The organism is Mesobacillus campisalis (genome assembly GCF_000986785.1).
GTDB classification, from domain to species: domain Bacteria; phylum Bacillota; class Bacilli; order Bacillales; family Cytobacillaceae; genus Mesobacillus_B; species Mesobacillus_B campisalis.
Map to the genome: position 1 here is coordinate 13,352 of NZ_LAYY01000019.1, position 15,994 is coordinate 29,345.

General features: G+C 46.6%; 14 protein-coding genes. 13 read left to right on the top strand and 1 reads right to left on the bottom strand.

The window, feature by feature from the left end; genetic code table 11:
* Positions 1 to 101: 101 nt before the first annotated feature.
* The gene (gene cls / locus WQ57_RS16250; protein WP_046524821.1) at positions 102 to 1,619 is read left to right on the top strand and encodes a cardiolipin synthase; all 1,518 of its coding nucleotides are present in this window, start codon (positions 102 to 104) and stop codon (positions 1,617 to 1,619) included.
* 74 nt (positions 1,620 to 1,693) lie between these two features.
* On the opposite strand, the gene ric is transcribed toward cls, so the two are convergent.
* Positions 1,694 to 2,404 (bottom strand): iron-sulfur cluster repair di-iron protein, encoded by a 711-nt coding sequence (ric, locus tag WQ57_RS16255; protein ID WP_046524822.1) that lies wholly within the window; start codon positions 2,402 to 2,404, stop codon positions 1,694 to 1,696.
* A 248-nt stretch (positions 2,405 to 2,652) separates the two neighbouring features.
* On the opposite strand from ric, the gene WQ57_RS16260 reads away from it, so the two are divergent.
* The 12 genes from WQ57_RS16260 (at position 2,653) to WQ57_RS16315 (ending at position 15,939) form a co-directional block, all read left to right on the top strand.
* Entirely contained in the window at positions 2,653 to 3,918 is a 1,266-nt protein-coding gene (locus WQ57_RS16260; RefSeq protein WP_046524823.1) for a molybdopterin molybdotransferase MoeA, read from the top strand.
* Positions 3,906 to 4,442, top strand: coding sequence for a molybdopterin-guanine dinucleotide biosynthesis protein B (gene mobB / locus WQ57_RS16265; RefSeq protein WP_046524824.1), 537 nt, complete (start codon positions 3,906 to 3,908; stop codon positions 4,440 to 4,442). The genes WQ57_RS16260 and mobB overlap by 13 nt, the downstream gene beginning before the upstream one ends.
* 139 nt (positions 4,443 to 4,581) lie before the next feature.
* Complete coding sequence (locus WQ57_RS16270; protein WP_046524825.1) at positions 4,582 to 5,004, top strand: respiratory nitrate reductase subunit gamma; 423 nt, start codon at positions 4,582 to 4,584, stop codon at positions 5,002 to 5,004.
* A gap of 340 nt (positions 5,005 to 5,344) precedes the next feature.
* Positions 5,345 to 6,061 (top strand): YwiC-like family protein, encoded by a 717-nt coding sequence (locus WQ57_RS16275; RefSeq protein ID WP_173427569.1) that lies wholly within the window; start codon positions 5,345 to 5,347, stop codon positions 6,059 to 6,061.
* A gap of 185 nt (positions 6,062 to 6,246) precedes the next feature.
* Entirely contained in the window at positions 6,247 to 7,284 is a 1,038-nt protein-coding gene (gene argC, locus WQ57_RS16280) for an N-acetyl-gamma-glutamyl-phosphate reductase (RefSeq protein ID WP_046524826.1), read from the top strand.
* Positions 7,285 to 7,294: 10 nt separating this feature from the next.
* Positions 7,295 to 8,530 carry a bifunctional ornithine acetyltransferase/N-acetylglutamate synthase gene (argJ, locus tag WQ57_RS16285; protein WP_046524827.1) on the top strand — a complete coding sequence of 412 codons (1,236 nt, stop codon included), beginning with the start codon at positions 7,295 to 7,297 and terminating at the stop codon, positions 8,528 to 8,530.
* A gap of 8 nt (positions 8,531 to 8,538) precedes the next feature.
* Positions 8,539 to 9,318 carry an acetylglutamate kinase gene (gene argB / locus WQ57_RS16290; protein WP_046524828.1) on the top strand — a complete coding sequence of 260 codons (780 nt, stop codon included), beginning with the start codon at positions 8,539 to 8,541 and terminating at the stop codon, positions 9,316 to 9,318.
* Positions 9,315 to 10,472, top strand: coding sequence for an acetylornithine transaminase (locus WQ57_RS16295; protein ID WP_046524829.1), 1,158 nt, complete (start codon positions 9,315 to 9,317; stop codon positions 10,470 to 10,472). The genes argB and WQ57_RS16295 overlap by 4 nt, the downstream gene beginning before the upstream one ends.
* A gap of 74 nt (positions 10,473 to 10,546) precedes the next feature.
* Positions 10,547 to 11,626: a carbamoyl phosphate synthase small subunit gene (locus WQ57_RS16300; RefSeq protein WP_046524830.1), complete on the top strand. Its 1,080-nt coding sequence runs from the start codon at positions 10,547 to 10,549 to the stop codon at positions 11,624 to 11,626.
* Positions 11,619 to 14,717: a carbamoyl phosphate synthase large subunit gene (locus WQ57_RS16305; protein ID WP_046524831.1), complete on the top strand. Its 3,099-nt coding sequence runs from the start codon at positions 11,619 to 11,621 to the stop codon at positions 14,715 to 14,717. Before WQ57_RS16300 ends, WQ57_RS16305 begins: the two co-directional genes overlap by 8 nt.
* Before the next feature lie 14 nt (positions 14,718 to 14,731).
* Positions 14,732 to 15,673 carry an ornithine carbamoyltransferase gene (gene argF, locus WQ57_RS16310; RefSeq protein ID WP_046524899.1) on the top strand — a complete coding sequence of 314 codons (942 nt, stop codon included), beginning with the start codon at positions 14,732 to 14,734 and terminating at the stop codon, positions 15,671 to 15,673.
* An 86-nt stretch (positions 15,674 to 15,759) separates the two neighbouring features.
* The gene (locus WQ57_RS16315) at positions 15,760 to 15,939 is read left to right on the top strand and encodes a YjzC family protein (protein ID WP_046524832.1); all 180 of its coding nucleotides are present in this window, start codon (positions 15,760 to 15,762) and stop codon (positions 15,937 to 15,939) included.
* Positions 15,940 to 15,994: the final 55 nt, after the last annotated feature.

The window sequence follows — 15,994 nt, forward strand, 5'->3', positions numbered from 1 at the left end:
TAAGTTCCGGCCCTTCAACAGCGATAAGCCAGGTTTTCCATGGAAACATTTAAGGGTATGTTAATAACATGGTAGATGTCGAAAAGAATTGAGGATGTCTGATGATCAAGCGCAGAATTGAATATTTATTTTTAATGGTTTTAATTGCGTGCCTGTATGGCATTTTTTATCAGGATCTAAGCTCTTTCTGGAATTTTGCTCTTGCAGGGGTATATTTCTTCATCATCTTTATCACCATGTTCTCCCTTATGCTGGAAGAACGCTCGCCCAGTCATACACTTTTATGGATGAATGTGCTGCTTTTCTACCCGATATTCGGGTATTTTTTCTATTTGTTCTCGGGGCAGCTCTACTTGAAAGGATATCTGTTCAAGCGTAAGCGCCGGTTGGCAAGAACGGAATGGGAACGCCTAATGAGGAAGGAAGTTACCCCGGATCTCTCCTTCCTGCAGGACAATCAGCAGAGTTTTGCCAAAATCGCCAATAAGACTGCCTTGACCCCTATCAGTACAGGTTCAAGGGCAACCATGCTTAAAAATGGCCATGAAACATTTACAGAAATCAAGAAAAAGCTGAGGGAAGCCAAAAAGTTTATTCATATAGAATACTATATTTTTCGGTCTGACCGGCTTGGAAAAGAACTGATGGGAATCCTGATTGAAAAGGCGCATGAGGGAGTTGAGGTGCTGTTCATGTTTGATGCGGCAGGCAGCCTTGCACTGTCAGCAAGGGATATCAAAAAAATGGAAGAGGCCGGCATTAAGGTCCATTCATTTTCGCCGCTAAAGTATGGCTTTTTTAACCAAAAGTTCAATTTTCGTAATCACAGGAAAATTATTGTAATTGATGGGGAGATTGGGTTTGTCGGGGGGCTCAATGTAGGAGTGGAATATCTTGGAGAAAATGAGAACTTCGGCTTTTGGCGTGACACTCATCTGTTCCTGACAGGTGAAGCCGTTTATTCGCTCCATCAGGTTTTCCTGCTGGACTGGGAATATGTGAGCGGAGAACAGGTGATTGGAAATCATGTTGCCGACAAGTCGAGGTCACCGGTTGACAACAATGAAATCGATGGAGCGATCCAGGTAGTGGCAAGCGGTCCGGATACACAGCAGGGAATCATGGGCAATCTCTTTTTTGCGATGATGACAAGCGCTACCCAATCGATTTGGATAGCCACTCCTTATTTCATCCCGAATGAAGCCATAAGGACGGCTTTAAAGGCCGCTGCAGGCAAAGGGCTGGATGTCAAAATTTTGGTGCCTGAAGTGAATGACAGCTTTTTAACCCATTATGCGAGCCAATCCTATTTTGCCGAGCTGTTGAGAAATGGAGTCGAGATTTATATGTATAAAAAAGGGTTCCTTCATCAGAAAGTGCTAATCGTCGATGGAAACCTTGCCTCGATTGGCACAGCTAATATGGACATGCGCAGCTTCCATTTAAACTTTGAGGTCAATGTCTTTTTGTATGACAGCAGTTCCATACGGGATCTTGTGGCGCATTATGAGGAGGATCTCGAAGACAGTGAGAAGATTGGTGCAATTGAGCATTATAAGCGCTCCTGGATATCAAAAACGAAAGAGTCATTCGCCCGGCTGTTCTCGGGGGTTCTGTAACTACAATAAGAACAGGAATCACGAATGGCTGCCACTGAAAAACCCCCGTCTTGGGGGTTTTTCAGTGGGCCATATTAGGACCTTACTGGGTCCAGATAGCGGGGGAAGAGGATGTTATTCTCAAGATGCACATGCATGAAGGTATGCTCCTCAAGCATTTCAAGTCGCTTGTACACCAATCGGTAAGTCCCGCATGCATCCATTGGCGGAGTGAAATCGGTGGTTACTTCCCTTAGTTCCTTAAGAATTGCTCCGGCATGGTCATGCTCCTTTTCCAGCTCAAGGACCTCTGCAATAATAGCATCACGATTTTCTGTTTGAGGCAGGTCCAGCTTCAGAAGGGCAGGAAATACGGTTGCTTCTTCTTTGGCTGTATGTTCAAGCAATTCCTGCTTCAGTTCGTAAAATAAATCATGCATTTTTATGAGTTCCGGATGATTTCCTCCATGTACCCTTGCTACTTTGGTAACATAGGGACTTAACAGTTTGAGCTCTTCCTCGAGAGTACGGTGGTACTGGTCCTGGATATGCTCTACAAGGTCGGCGGAAGGAGTCTGTGTCCAAAATTCCATATCTTCGGCTGACTTGGTGTTCTTGGCATAAAGCTCTTCCAATTCTTCCATAAGGGCGCCCATGTCCACGTTTTGTCCAGAGGCTGCCTGTAAAAGCGGGATGTTGCCTCCGCAGCAGAAATCAATGCGGTTTTTCTTGAAGATATCGCTGGATTTAGGAAAGATGTTTACAATATCCCTTACTAATGTATGTTCATTAAATGGAACTTTCATGGTTTTTCCTCCTTGGAATCAATCTTTATTGTTTACAAATTAAGCATAAAGGAAATGGTCTTACTAATAGGTGATGTGAATCACAGATTGAAAATAATTCTTCGTCCCTTCAAGGAATTTTCACAATTTCCAAGGTGGCAATAGGATTAGTTAACAAATATGTGCGGTTTGTCATTTGTAGGTGTTTCATGTACCGTTATAATGTAAAAGGTGAAAATTTTAATTGCCCGGTTATAGGAGCTGAAGATATGTTGGAGAGAAGAACGCCTATCCAGATTGGTGAAGCTGTAAAAAAAGTGATGGAGTATAAAATAGAGGGAAGAACAGAACGGGTATCAATCAATGAAAGCTTTGGAAGATTCCTGTCGGAGGACCTGACGGCAACGAGCGATGTCCCCCATTTTGACAGGGCGCCATACGATGGATACGCAATCCGGTCTGAAGACACGAAAGAAGCCTCACAGGCAAACCCGGTGCGGTTTGAAGTCGTTGATCATATCGGAGCCGGCATGCTTTCCGATAAGGAGCTCGGACCGTTCCAGGCGGTTCGGATTATGACAGGCGCCCAGATGCCGGCTGGCTCGGATGCTGTCGTCATGCTTGAACTCACCAAAGAATCCGAGCAGGCAGGAAGGAATTATATGTCGGTGAAAAAGGTGCATAAGCATGGCGAAAATATATCCTATCGGGGAGAAGATGCAAAACAGGGCGAAGTTCTGGTGAAAAAAGGAACTTATATCAATCCTGGCATTCAAGCGATGCTCGCCACTTTTGGCTATGCACAGGTTCCGGTTGCCAAAAAACCTGTGGTGGGTCTTTACGCTACCGGAACTGAGCTTTTGGAAGTAGATGAGCCACTGGTTCCGGGAAAAATCCGCAACAGCAATTCCTATATGATCTCCGCGCAAATTCAGCGGGCTGGAGCGGAGGTCAAATATTTCGGGCAGCTTCCCGACGAATTTGATACCTGCTTTGAAGCCGTCAGGGAAGCGATTGACGAAGTGGATATCTTTATCACAACAGGAGGCGTATCGGTCGGTGATTTTGATTATTTGCCGCAGATATATGAAAAGCTGGGCGCCGAGGTTCTTTTCAATAAGGTTGCCATGAGGCCGGGCAGCGTCACCACCGTGGCGCAGTTAAATGGTAAACTGCTGTTCGGACTATCTGGCAATCCTTCAGCATGTTATGTAGGATTTGAATTATTTGCAAGGCCTGTCATCCGGAATATGCTTTTCTCCAACAATGTTCATCTTCGCAAGGAGAAAGCGATTCTCGACGCCGATTTCCCTAAGGCCAATCCATTCACACGTTTTGTCAGAAGCTCGCTTACAATCCAGGACGGGAAACTGGTTGTTTCGCCAAGCGGACTGGATAAGTCGAATATCATCATGAGCCTGGCCGGCGCTAATTCGTTAATGATCCTGCCAGGAGGCACCAGGGGGTTTGAGCGCGGAACAGCCGTGGATGTCCTTTTGCTCGAGGAGCAGACAGGCAGTGAATGGCCTTGGTGAAGCCTGTCATCTTCCAGATTGTTGGATACCAGGATAGCGGGAAAACTACTGCCATGATGAACTTGATTGCAAGGCTGTCAATACAAGGATACCAGGTTGCCACCATCAAACACCATGGCCATGGAGGGAAGCCCGACCTCTCCGAAAAGAAGGATTCTGGACGGCATGTAAAGGCTGGGGCCCTGGCCTCCCTGATCGAAGGGGATGGACGGGTCCTTTTGCAGGCAGAAAAACAGCAATGGGGCATTCAGGAGCAGTTGAAGCTTTTATCTGTTCTATCACCTGACATTGTTCTGATTGAAGGCCATAAACATGAGGCATTCCCAAAAGCTGTCCTGCTCAGGGATGAAAATGACCTTCACCTGCTGGATGAACTGACCAACATTAAGGTGGCTGCCTGGAGGGAACCAAAATTAGGAAGCCTGGACGGACAAACGGCCTGTCCTTTATTTTCGGTAATGGCAGAAGCCTATGCGTGGATTGAGGATTATTTAAAACAGGAGGCAGCAATCCTGGACAATTGATTGTATTCCATGTTCACATAAAAGAAAATAAAAGTTCGGAATTTGTTCATATCGGCGACTTTTCTCACTGTGCCTGCCTGCTCTGCCAGATAAAATGTTAGTGAGACAGATGGTTTACTACGTGGTAGAGGTGAGCAACGTGGAAATAGAAAAATTGTTACTTTGGATTGTATTTCCGTACATGGTCGTGGCTATATTCGGCATGGGTGTAATTTGGCAGTTTGACACACCGGCAGGAACAAATGCTTCTTCCATTCCGGAACGGATTTTAACCCGTTCACTAAAGTGTCTGCTTATTTTATGCACGATTACAGGAGTGGGGCTTATCCATTTCACTGACGAATTCACCAGGCTGCTGTTATGGCTGCTGAGCCTGCTTCAATTAAGGCCTGACTTGAATTTGATCCTGAATGCGTCCCTGCTTTCAAAAATGCATTTTATCATCGTCTTTGTATTTTTGCTGGCATTGGCTTTTACGAATAAAATGGCTTATATCATAAAGCCGCATTTATACATTAAGAGATTGCATATCAAGCTTCGGCTGGTTAGAAGGCACCTGTAATGGTGTCTTTTTTATTGATAGGTATAACTTTTGGCACTTAGAAAACTGTCCAGCTCCAGCGCCTAGCCAGTTTTCATCCTTGAATTAACTTCCTCGATTATCTTGCGAGAAGCGGAGCTTTGAGCAGCTCGAGTCATAAGCCACTCCAGAATTGAAGGCAAAGAGCGCCTTCTATTCTGGAGCGTCTTATGCTGGTCGGGGCTGGGCAAGGCGCTTACGCTTTTCTTTGACAATTCGGTGTCAATGCTAGTTTGGAACCTGGAAATGTGATGTGCTTCACATTTTTTGCGTTTCCAAGTGGTTTATAGTAAGTATAGAAACACACAAGGGAGTGACTGTTGTGAAATTGTTTATGCCAAAGCAGCACGGTGCGTGGGCGATGTTGATCATTCCATTTTGGCTTGGGGCAGCCGCAACTGAAATTGTCTGGCAGCATATCCCGTTTTTCATCGGCTGGCTCTTCCTATACTTGGCAACTTATCCAATGCTGCTCTTATTTAAAAAGAAGAAAGCGGCCTTTTATCGGAAATGGACGTTCATTTACCTTATCCCATCCTTGCTTTTATTAATGATTCCCTTGTTCACAACACCGTCAATTGTCTATTTTGGCTTAGCCATGATTCCTTTCTTTATAGTCAATGCCTACTTTTCCAGCCGGAACCAGGACCGGGCACTCCTTAATGATTTTAGTGCCGTGATTACTTTTGGAATTGCCGGCCTGGCAAGCAGCTATCTGCCTGAAGCGGTCATTACAGAAGGAGCTGTGCTGGCCTTTGCAGCTTCAGTGCTTTTCTTTATCGGCAGCACCTTTTATGTGAAGTCGATGGTCAGGGAGAAGAAGAATGGGAACTTTAAATATATCTCATGGACCTATCACGTTGTTGTTCCGGTCCTCTGGCTGGCAGCCGGGGAATGGATTGCGGCATTCGCCTTTGTGCCCAGCTTGGCGAGAGCAGTATATTTTCACGGAAAACAATTGGGTATCATGAAATTGGGGATTTATGAAATTATCAATGCTGTAGGGTTCTTCATTATCATGATTATTGCAATTATATAGACTACAGGAGTGAAAAACAGCCAGGCGCGGACTACGCCGGGCTGTTTTTTTTGAAATAAAGTATATGGAATTTTAAGAAATCAGTTGCGTTATTTGAAAGTAGTTCTTATAATAAGAAGAATAAAAATTAATAATTATAAGTTTCGTTGTTTATTTATTCATACGCGACTGAGAGGAGGAACAGAGTGAAAGTTTCGGTAATAGGAACAACAGGATATGGTGGAGGAGAGTTGATCAGGATATTGCATAATCATCCTGTTTTTCAAATTCACTCAGTCCACTCTTCCAGGGATGAGGCGGCTATAACAGATGAATTTCCTCATCTGGCAGGAATTTTTGAACACTCCCTAAAAAAAATTGATCCCGGAACAATCGCGGAGGAGGCCGACCTTGTATTCCTGGCAACCCCGTCAAGGATATCCGGAGAGCTTGCCAAGGCCTTTGCAGGAAAAGATATTCAGGTAATTGACTTATCAGGAGATCTTAGGCTTTCCAGTCCTGAAGAGTACGAAAAATGGTATAAACACAAACCAGTGGAGAAAAGCATCATCAATCAGGCTGTATACGGCTTGAGTGAATGGAATAGTGAAAAGATCAGGAGCGCTAAAATTATCGCTAATCCAGGGTGCTATCCGACGGCAGCACTACTGGGCCTGGGGCCCGTTGCCGAAGCAGGCCTGATTGATCCTGCTGCAGGGATCATCATTGACGCCAAGTCAGGTGTATCAGGAGCAGGCAAAACCCTTTCAAGGGTAAGTGCCTTTGCCGAGATGAACGATAACTTCAGAATTTACAAAGTGAATGAGCACCAGCATATTCCGGAAATTGAGCAGCAGCTCAAACAATGGGATGCTAAAACTTCGCCGATAACGTTCAGCACCCACCTTTTGCCTCTTACAAGAGGAATCATGGCAACCATGTACGTTCAATTGAAAAGGGAGCTGAAAACCTCTGAATTGTTAGATTTGTATCAGGAGACCTATAGCCGCCACCACTTTGTCAGGGTTAGAAAAGAAGGGGATTTTCCCGCCATTAAGGAAGTGAGCGGCAGCAACTTTTGCGACATCGGCCTTCATGCTGATCCTCGGACAGGAAGGCTCACCATCGTTTCCGTAATTGATAATTTGATGAAAGGTGCTGCCGGCCAGGCAGTGCAAAATGCAAACCTAATGAACGGCTTGGATGAAAAAGAAGGATTGGGCTTCATCCCGATCTATCCTTAAGGAGGATGCAATGAAACAGGCTTTGACAGAGAAAGAGATTATTAGAAAAGTAGAATCAGGCGGTGTGTTAAGCCCAAAAGGGTACTTGGCAGGGGGAGTCCATGCCGGACTGCGTTACAACAAGCTCGATATTGGAGTCATAATCAGCGAAAAACCGGCCAGCTGTGCAGCAGTCTATACAACAAGCCATTTTCAGGCGGCTCCCTTGTGGGTGACAAGGGACAGCATCTCTAGTGAAGGCCTAATCCAGGCTGTGATTGTCAATAGTGCGTGCGCCAATGCGTGTACTGGCCAAAAAGGGCTGGAGGATGCCTACAAAATGCGGGCGCTGGCCTCGGAAGCATTCAAGGTGGCACAACATCATATTGCCGTGGCATCGACCGGGGTCATCGGTGAATTTCTTCCAATGGAGAAGATTGAGGCTGGGATTAAGGCACTGGTACCGGGAAGCTCCGAAAAGAATGCCCAGGACTTTCAGACGGCAATCCTTACAACCGATACGGTAATGAAAAGCTGCTGCTACAGTGCGGAGATAGACGGTAAGCTTGTTCATGCAGGGGGAGCGGCCAAAGGTTCCGGGATGATTCACCCTAATATGGCGACAATGCTGGGCTTTATCACAACAGATGCAAGCATTTCGACTGAACACCTGCATTCTGCGCTGAAGGAAGTAACAGATGTAACCTTTAACCAAATTACGGTCGACGGAGATACATCAACGAATGATATGGTACTGGTGATGGCGAACGGCGAGGCAGGCACGAAAGAGCTTACCCCGGACCATCCGGACTGGACCATTTTTGTAGACCTTTTAAAGGCAAATTGCGAAGACTTGGCAAAGCAGATTGCCCGGGACGGCGAGGGGGCAACCAAACTGATCGAGGTTACTGTAAGCGGAGCGGGTTCAAATGAAGATGCCCGGACGATAGCCAAACAGATTGTCGGTTCCAATCTCGTCAAAACCGCCGTTTTTGGAGAAGATGCTAACTGGGGCCGGATCATTGGAGCTGTCGGCCAGGCGGATGCGATTGTGGGTCCCGGAAATGTTGACATCCAACTGGGAGACATTCTGATGCTGAAGGGCAGTACACCCGTCGAATTTTCGGAGGAAGAAGCCAAGGCTTACCTTGAGAATGAGACCGTTGAAATTAAAGTCAATCTTAATGGGGGTGCCGGTAAAGGCATGGCATGGGGCTGTGACCTAAGCTATGATTATGTGAAAATCAACGCCAGCTACCGGACATAGGAGGGCATATGCAAAAGAAAAAAATCGTCATCAAATGCGGCGGCAGTGTCATTGATGAATTATCTTCCGCCTTTTTCGGGAGTATCGCTTCCCTTATGAACCATGGGTACGAACCTGTAATTGTCCACGGGGGCGGTCCAGCAATTAATGCAATGCTTGAACTTTACCAGATAGAACCAAAGTTTAACAACGGTCTCAGGGTAACCTGCGAAAAAACGATGGAAGTTGTCGAACTGGTCCTTTCTGGTAAAACCAACCGTCAGCTGGTTCATTTGCTGGAGGAAAACGGCCTGGATGCGATTGGGCTAAACGGCAGTGACAGCAAATGCCTGGTGGCAGATTACATTAATAAAGCGGAACTGGGACTTGTTGGCCAAATTACAATGGTTAATGGCAGCATCATTTCGAAATTGACAGAAGAAGGCCTCATCCCGGTTATCACGCCAGTAGCTGTTTCAGAAGACGGTTCGCGCCTTAATATCAATGCGGATTATGCTGCTGCAGCAGTGGCAAAGGCGATTGGTGCGGACAGGTGCCTGTTTGTGACCAATGTAGACGGAATTATGATTGAGGGGAGCCTGATTGCCGAAGCATCGGTTTCCGAAATTAAATCCTATGTATCTAAAGGGCATATTTACGGCGGAATGATTCCAAAGGTGGAATCGGCTGTTTCGGTCCTGGAAACAGGAATAGACAAGGTCATGATCGTTTCCGGCAAGAAGGAGTTTTACCAAAATGAAAATTGGTCCGGAACCGCCATTACCGGAAAAGCGGGGGTGTTGAAATGAGCCATCTTTTTCCTACTTATCAGCGATGGGAAGTGGAGCCGGCCAGCGCACAAGGAACTTACCTGACAGGAAAAGACGGAAAGGAATACCTGGATTTTACTTCCGGAATTGGTGTTTGCAATCTTGGCCATCGGCCACCACAGGTGGAGCTGGCCGTTTCAGGGCAGTTAAAGGAATATTGGCATGTTTCCAACCTGTTCCAGCAGGGAATCCAGGAGAAAGCAGCCAAGCTGCTGGCAGAAGCGTCCGGTCTGGATTATGTGTTCTTTTCCAATAGCGGGGCAGAGGCCAACGAGGCGGCAATAAAACTTGCACGAAAAGCAACCGGCAGGTCAAAAGTGATTTCTTTCATCAAGTCCTTCCATGGCCGTACATTCGGAACAATGGCGGCGACAGGGCAGGATAAAATTAAACAAGGTTTCGGGACAATGCTTGAAACGTTTGTGCACATTCCATTTAATGATGCAGAGGCATTGAAGAAGGAAATCGACGGAGAAACCGCTGCTGTCATCCTCGAAGTCATTCAGGGAGAGGGAGGCATCAATGTGGCTTCCAGCGAATTTTTATCAGCCGTTGAAGCTTCCTGCAAAGAGCATGGGGCACTGCTGATCATTGACGAGATACAAACAGGAGTCGGCCGGACAGGAAAAGCTTTTGCCTTCCAGCATTTTGCCCTGAAGCCTGATATCATAACAGTGGCAAAGGGACTTGGAAGCGGGTTCCCAATTGGTGCCATCGTTGGCAGCGCTGAACTGAAGGGTGCATTTGGGCCGGGGAGCCACGGGTCCACTTTTGGCGGAAATCCGATTTCCGTTTCGGCGGCAGTAGCCACGATGGAAACGATTTTTGAGCCGGTGTTTTTAAAACAGGCCATGGATATGGGGAATTACTTATTTGAGAAAGCTGGAGAAAAGCTTGGCAGTCTGGAGGGAGTGCTCGCCATTAAAGGGATGGGGCTGATGGTCGGGATTGAAATTTCTGGCAATGTGCAAGAGACACTTGCGCTACTTAGAGAAAAAGGAATGCTCGCCCTGCCTGCAGGTGAAAATGTCATTCGATTGCTGCCTCCGCTGAATATGAGCCAGGAGGAAGCGGACAAAGCATTGAACCTGCTGGAAGAAACAATCACAGCGCTTGCTCCGGCGGCAAGTTAGCTGTATCTTTTTGGTCAAAATTGAATAAATATCAATATATCTAAATAAATATTCATTATATACGAGGTGTGGGAATGGACGGATATTTACATCTAAGTGAAGGTGTTTCCTATAAAGGCATTTGGGCAGGTAAAGTTCCCGAGGCGGAGGTAAAAGGAGAAATCGTATTTTTTACGGGAATGAGTGGTTATCAGGAAGTATTGACAGACCCCTCCTATAAGGACCAGATTGTTGTATTTACCTATCCGCTGATTGGCAATTATGGCATCAACAAGGCAGATGCGGAGAGCCTGAAGCCGCATCCTGCAGCTGTAATTGTATACGAAGCAGAACGTGATGGATTTCATTATGAGTCCGACATCAGCTTGACCGCCTACCTGGAAAACTGGGGCGTCCCTGTTTTAACCCATGTGGACACAAGGACTGTGGTTAAAAAAATCCGGGAGCATGGTTCAATGCCAGCTGTCCTTTCTGCCAGGGAAGACTCACAAACAAATTTTATGCTCCATCGAGACCTTAAGGTTGGCAAAGTTTCTTCAGAGGAAACAGAAACACATGGCAAGGGAGACCATCATATCGTCCTGTTTGACTTTGGCTTTAAAAAATCGATACTCGACGGCTTGCTGCAAAAAGGGTGTAAAGTCACAGTGGTACCTTATAAAAGTTCTTTTGAATATATCCAGTCGCTTCAGCCTGACGGAGTGCTATTGTCCAATGGCCCTGGAGACCCGAAGGATTTGGAGAAACAGCTGCCGCAAATAAAGAAAGTGATCGAGCATTTTCCGACATTAGGAATCTGTCTTGGACACCAGCTCGCAGCGCTGGCGCTTGGCGGCGACACAAAAAAAATGCTGTTCGGCCACAGGGGAGCCAACCAGCCTGTCCATGACCAGGAGACAGGAAAGGTCTTTATGTCTTCCCAAAACCACAGCTATGTAGTGGATGAAGACAGCCTGGAACGGGCAGGGCTTTCAGCTCGATTCATCAATTGCAATGATGGCTCTGTCGAAGGACTGTCCCATCTCCATCTTCCTTTGGTGACGGTTCAGTTCCATCCGGAAGCGCACCCGGGACCGGGTGACAGCGAATTTATTTTTGACGAATTCATCAAACTTGTGCAAACAACGAAGCGGAGAGTAGTGAACTATGCCTAAAGATACCAGCATCCAATCCATTTTAGTAATTGGCTCAGGCCCGATTGTAATCGGGCAGGCCGCTGAATTTGACTATGCGGGCACACAGGCTTGCATTGCCCTGAAAGAAGAGGGATACCGTGTCATTCTGCTTAACAACAACCCTGCAACGGTTATGACTGATCCTGTTTTTGCCGATGCCGTCTATTTTGAACCAATGACAGTGGAGAGCGTAGAAAAAATCATCATTAAGGAAAAACCTGACGGATTGCTTGCGACTCTTGGCGGCCAGGCCGGACTGAACATGGCCTTTCAGCTGAATGAGCATGGAATCATAGAAAAATACGGCCTGAAAGTCCTTGGAACTTCCATTGAGTCGATAAAGCAGGGGGAAGACCGTGATGCCTTCCGGAGCCTGATGCACGAGTTGAACGAACCTGTGCCTGAAAGTGTAATTGTTCACAGCGTCCCTGAAGCCCTGAAATTTGCAAAAGAAACTGGATATCCAGTCATTGTCAGGCCTGCCTACACCCTGGGCGGCACGGGAGGGGGAATTGCTTCGACAGAAGAGGAACTTGAATCTCTTGTGGGCGGCGGGTTGAATGAAAGCCCAATCCACCAATGTCTTATCGAAAAAAGCATTGCCGGCTTTAAAGAAGTCGAGTATGAAATGATGCGGGACTCAAATGGCACCTGCATTGCGATCTGCAATATGGAGAACTTCGACCCTGTCGGCATCCATACCGGTGATTCGATTGTGGTCGCCCCATCACAAACCCTTACAGACCGTGAATACCAGATGCTCCGATCAGCTGCTGTCAAAATCATCTCTGCCCTGGGGATTGTCGGAGGGTGTAATATCCAATTTGCCCTTGACCCTAACAGCAAGAACTATTATTTGATTGAAGTGAACCCTCGTGTAAGCCGCTCTTCTGCCCTGGCGTCGAAGGCAACCGGCTATCCAATTGCGAGAATGGCCGCGAAGGTGGCCGTTGGCTATTTATTGTCGGAGCTTAAGAACCCGGTAACCGGCAACACGTTTGCCAGTTATGAACCTGCTCTTGATTATGTGGTTGTCAAAATCCCGAAATGGCCATTTGACAAGTTTCCGGGGATAGAACGCACCCTCGGCACCCAGATGAAGGCTACTGGCGAAGCGATGGGAATCGACCGAAACTTCGAACGCGCTTTATTGAAGGCTGTCCGCTCCCTGGATATTGGTCTATCCGATTTACATGCAGCGGGAATGGGGAAAAAGTCGACAGATGAATTAATTGCCTTGATGGAAAAACAGTCGGATGAAAGGCTTTTTGTGGTAACTGAACTTTTGCGGCGCGGAGTAGACAAAAACTTCATTCATGAAAAAACCAAAATAGATCATTTTTTCCTCTCGAAACTTGCAGGGCTTGTTAAGCTTGAACATGAAATTGCCTCCTGTACGGCAGGCAATGTGACCGTTGAAAATCTGGCTTATTTTAAGGAAAAAGGATTCAGTGACAGACATTTGGCCTATGCCTGGGGAATCCCGGAAAGCGAAGTGCGGACACTCAGGAAGAAGTATGGCGTAAGGCCTTCCTATAAAATGGTGGATACATGTGCAGCGGAATTTGATTCTGTCTCAAATTACTTCTATTCAACCTACTATGGAGAAAATGAAGCGCCAAAAACCAATAAGAGAAAGATACTGATTATTGGCAGCGGCCCAATCCGGATCGGCCAGGGAGTAGAATTCGATTACTGTTCTGTTCACGGAGTTCTGGCATTAAAGGAAGAAAAAATTGAAACCATTATGATTAACAACAATCCCGAAACCGTTAGCACTGACTTTGCCCTGTCTGACCGTTTGTATTTTGAACCTTTATGCCTTGAGGAAATCCTTGATGTCATTGATACAGAAGGGATAGAAGAAGTCATTGTACAGCTGGGCGGCCAAACCGCCTTGAATGTGGCGGAGGGTCTTGAGCAATACGGGCTGAAACTGTTGGGTACGAGTTCGGAGATGATCGATTTGTTTGAGGACCGCGACAAATTTTATAGCCTTCTCGATGACCTTGGGATACCGAGGGTGAAAGGGGTCACTGCTTCAAACCGCAATGAACTCATTGAAGGAATCTCGGCTATCGGATATCCAGTTTTACTGCGCCCTTCCTATGTGATTGGCGGACAGGGTATGGATATTATTGGTAACGGGAGCGAATTGTCCAGTTACCTGAGCGAGAAAGAGGTTTCATTCCCGGTGCTGGTTGATCAGTTCCTCACGGCAAATGAAGCGGAAATTGATTTAGCGGCAGATGGGGAGCACATTATTGTACCGGCAATCATGGAACATGTTGAGAAAACAGGTGTTCATTCCGGAGACAGTTTATCCGTTATCCCTGCCCAGACACTTTCACAGGATGTCCAGAAGAAGATCATCGATTATGCGTCCAAAATCATTAAATATACCAAGTATAAAGGCTTAATGAATATTCAATATATCGTTTCTGGAAAAGAGGTATATATTCTTGAAATTAATCCGCGTTCCAGCCGCACAATGCCGATTGTCAGCAAGGTGACTGGAGTGCCCCTTGTCAATAAAGCGACAAAAATATTGCTTGGGAAATATAATTTGTCGAAGGATGAACTGCCTGCCACCCAGGAAACTTATGTGTGCCTTAAATATCCGGTGTTCTCCAACTTCGCATTAAGGGGTCTTGATATTAAAACAGGACCGCAAATGATGTCCACCGGAGAGGGAATCAGTGTAGGGGCAACCTTGGAAGAAGCACTTAAAAAGTATTATTCCTCATTATCAGCGAAAAATGCCAAGAACCTAATCGTTTATACGACTGCAGCCCCTGAACTGATCCAGGAGGCAGCATCCATGGGAATAGAGATGGTTCCTTTCCGGGGAGAATTGAATGAACTGGACGATAGTGCAGGAGTATACAGCAGCGGAGGAACAGAGCAGGACATTGTCCTCCGGCAGTGGGCAATCCGCAGACGAAAACTGGTTTTTTCACAGGAAGAAACGCTGAAGGCTTTTCTCCTGGCCAGCCAGGAAAGCAAATGGAATGTGAAGCCGATGGGAGAGTGGCTTAACGAAAAAATAAAAGGAGTGACACTGCAATGAGTTTGTCCCAGGAAATGAATACAAAGGAAGCATCACCGCTAAGAGGCAGGCACTTCCTGACTATTGCCGAGTATTCGGCTGAAGAAATTCTGAAAATCCTTGAAAAGGCGGAAGAGCTAAAGGCGGAAAAGAGCGGACACAAACCCCTTGAAGGCAAGATTTTGGGTATGATTTTTGAAAAGAACTCTACGAGGACACGCGTATCCTTTGAGGCAGGCATGCTGCAGCTAGGAGGACATGCCATTTTCATGAACACACAGGATTCCCAGCTTGGGAGAGGGGAATCGATTGCAGATACAGCCCAAGTGCTATCACAATATGTAGATGGTATCATGATCCGGACGTTCAGCCATGACAGGATTGAAGAACTGGCTGCCAACTCCGGCGTACCGGTGATCAATGGACTGACAGATCTTGCACATCCATGCCAGGCACTTGCGGATATCCTTACGCTTAAAGAACACAAGAAAACCTTGGAAGGATTGAAAGTTGCCTATGTAGGGGACGGCAACAATGTTGCCAATTCGCTGATGGCCATATGCGCGAAGCTGGGCATTGACTTTGCGATTGCCGGACCCAAAAAGTTTTGGCCGACAGAAGAGGTGCTTAAAACCTGCAAAGAATTTGCCAGCACCACCGGAAGCAAGATCTTGGTAACCGAAAACCCGGTTGAGGCTGTCAGGGATGCAGATGTGGTATACTCGGATGTCTGGACCAGCATGGGGCAGGAGGACGAAAATGCAGTTCGTCTGATGGAATTCGAGGGCTATCAAGTGAATGAGGAACTGGTAAGCCATGCGAAGCCGGACTACCTTTTCCTCCATTGTCTTCCGGCACATCGAGGAGAAGAGGTTACGTCAGGGGTTATTGACGGTCCTAATTCTGTTGTATTCCAGCAGGCAGGAAACAGGATGCATGCCCAAAAAGCGCTGCTTGTCGAACTTTTGAAAGACTAATGTGTCCATGGGGAACATTTCCTTCATCGCTTCCGTGTCCGTGGGCAAAATAGGGAGGCACCTACTTTGCAAAAGGAGGCAGCGCCATGGGACAAAACCGTCAATTCCGGCCAGGGCAGAAAGCGCCCAATAATGGAATATACATTGAAATTGGGGAAACCGGGAGCAATGTGAACAATCCCCAAAAGGTCAGGCTTAAGGCGGGAGACTCTTTTCCGGAAACAGCCAACCATAACAGGCTTTGGACCTATAAAAGAAGACCTTGACCAAGTTCATAAGAACAAATTAAAGCCATCCGCGACCGGATGGCTTTAATTTGGG

Excerpts from the sequence above, each read along its gene's own strand:
- cls (WP_046524821.1), top strand. The coding sequence starts at position 102 with ATGATCAAGCGCAGAATTGAATATTTATTTTTAATGGTTTTAATTGCG.
- ric (WP_046524822.1), bottom strand. The coding sequence starts at position 2,404 with ATGAAAGTTCCATTTAATGAACATACATTAGTAAGGGATATTGTAAAC.
- WQ57_RS16260 (WP_046524823.1), top strand. The coding sequence starts at position 2,653 with ATGTTGGAGAGAAGAACGCCTATCCAGATTGGTGAAGCTGTAAAAAAA.
- mobB (WP_046524824.1), top strand. The coding sequence starts at position 3,906 with ATGGCCTTGGTGAAGCCTGTCATCTTCCAGATTGTTGGATACCAGGAT.
- argJ (WP_046524827.1), top strand. The coding sequence starts at position 7,295 with ATGAAACAGGCTTTGACAGAGAAAGAGATTATTAGAAAAGTAGAATCA.
- argB (WP_046524828.1), top strand. The coding sequence starts at position 8,539 with ATGCAAAAGAAAAAAATCGTCATCAAATGCGGCGGCAGTGTCATTGAT.
- WQ57_RS16295 (WP_046524829.1), top strand. The coding sequence starts at position 9,315 with ATGAGCCATCTTTTTCCTACTTATCAGCGATGGGAAGTGGAGCCGGCC.
- WQ57_RS16300 (WP_046524830.1), top strand. The coding sequence starts at position 10,547 with ATGGACGGATATTTACATCTAAGTGAAGGTGTTTCCTATAAAGGCATT.
- WQ57_RS16305 (WP_046524831.1), top strand. The coding sequence starts at position 11,619 with ATGCCTAAAGATACCAGCATCCAATCCATTTTAGTAATTGGCTCAGGC.
- argF (WP_046524899.1), top strand. The coding sequence starts at position 14,732 with ATGAATACAAAGGAAGCATCACCGCTAAGAGGCAGGCACTTCCTGACT.
- WQ57_RS16315 (WP_046524832.1), top strand. The coding sequence starts at position 15,760 with ATGGGACAAAACCGTCAATTCCGGCCAGGGCAGAAAGCGCCCAATAAT.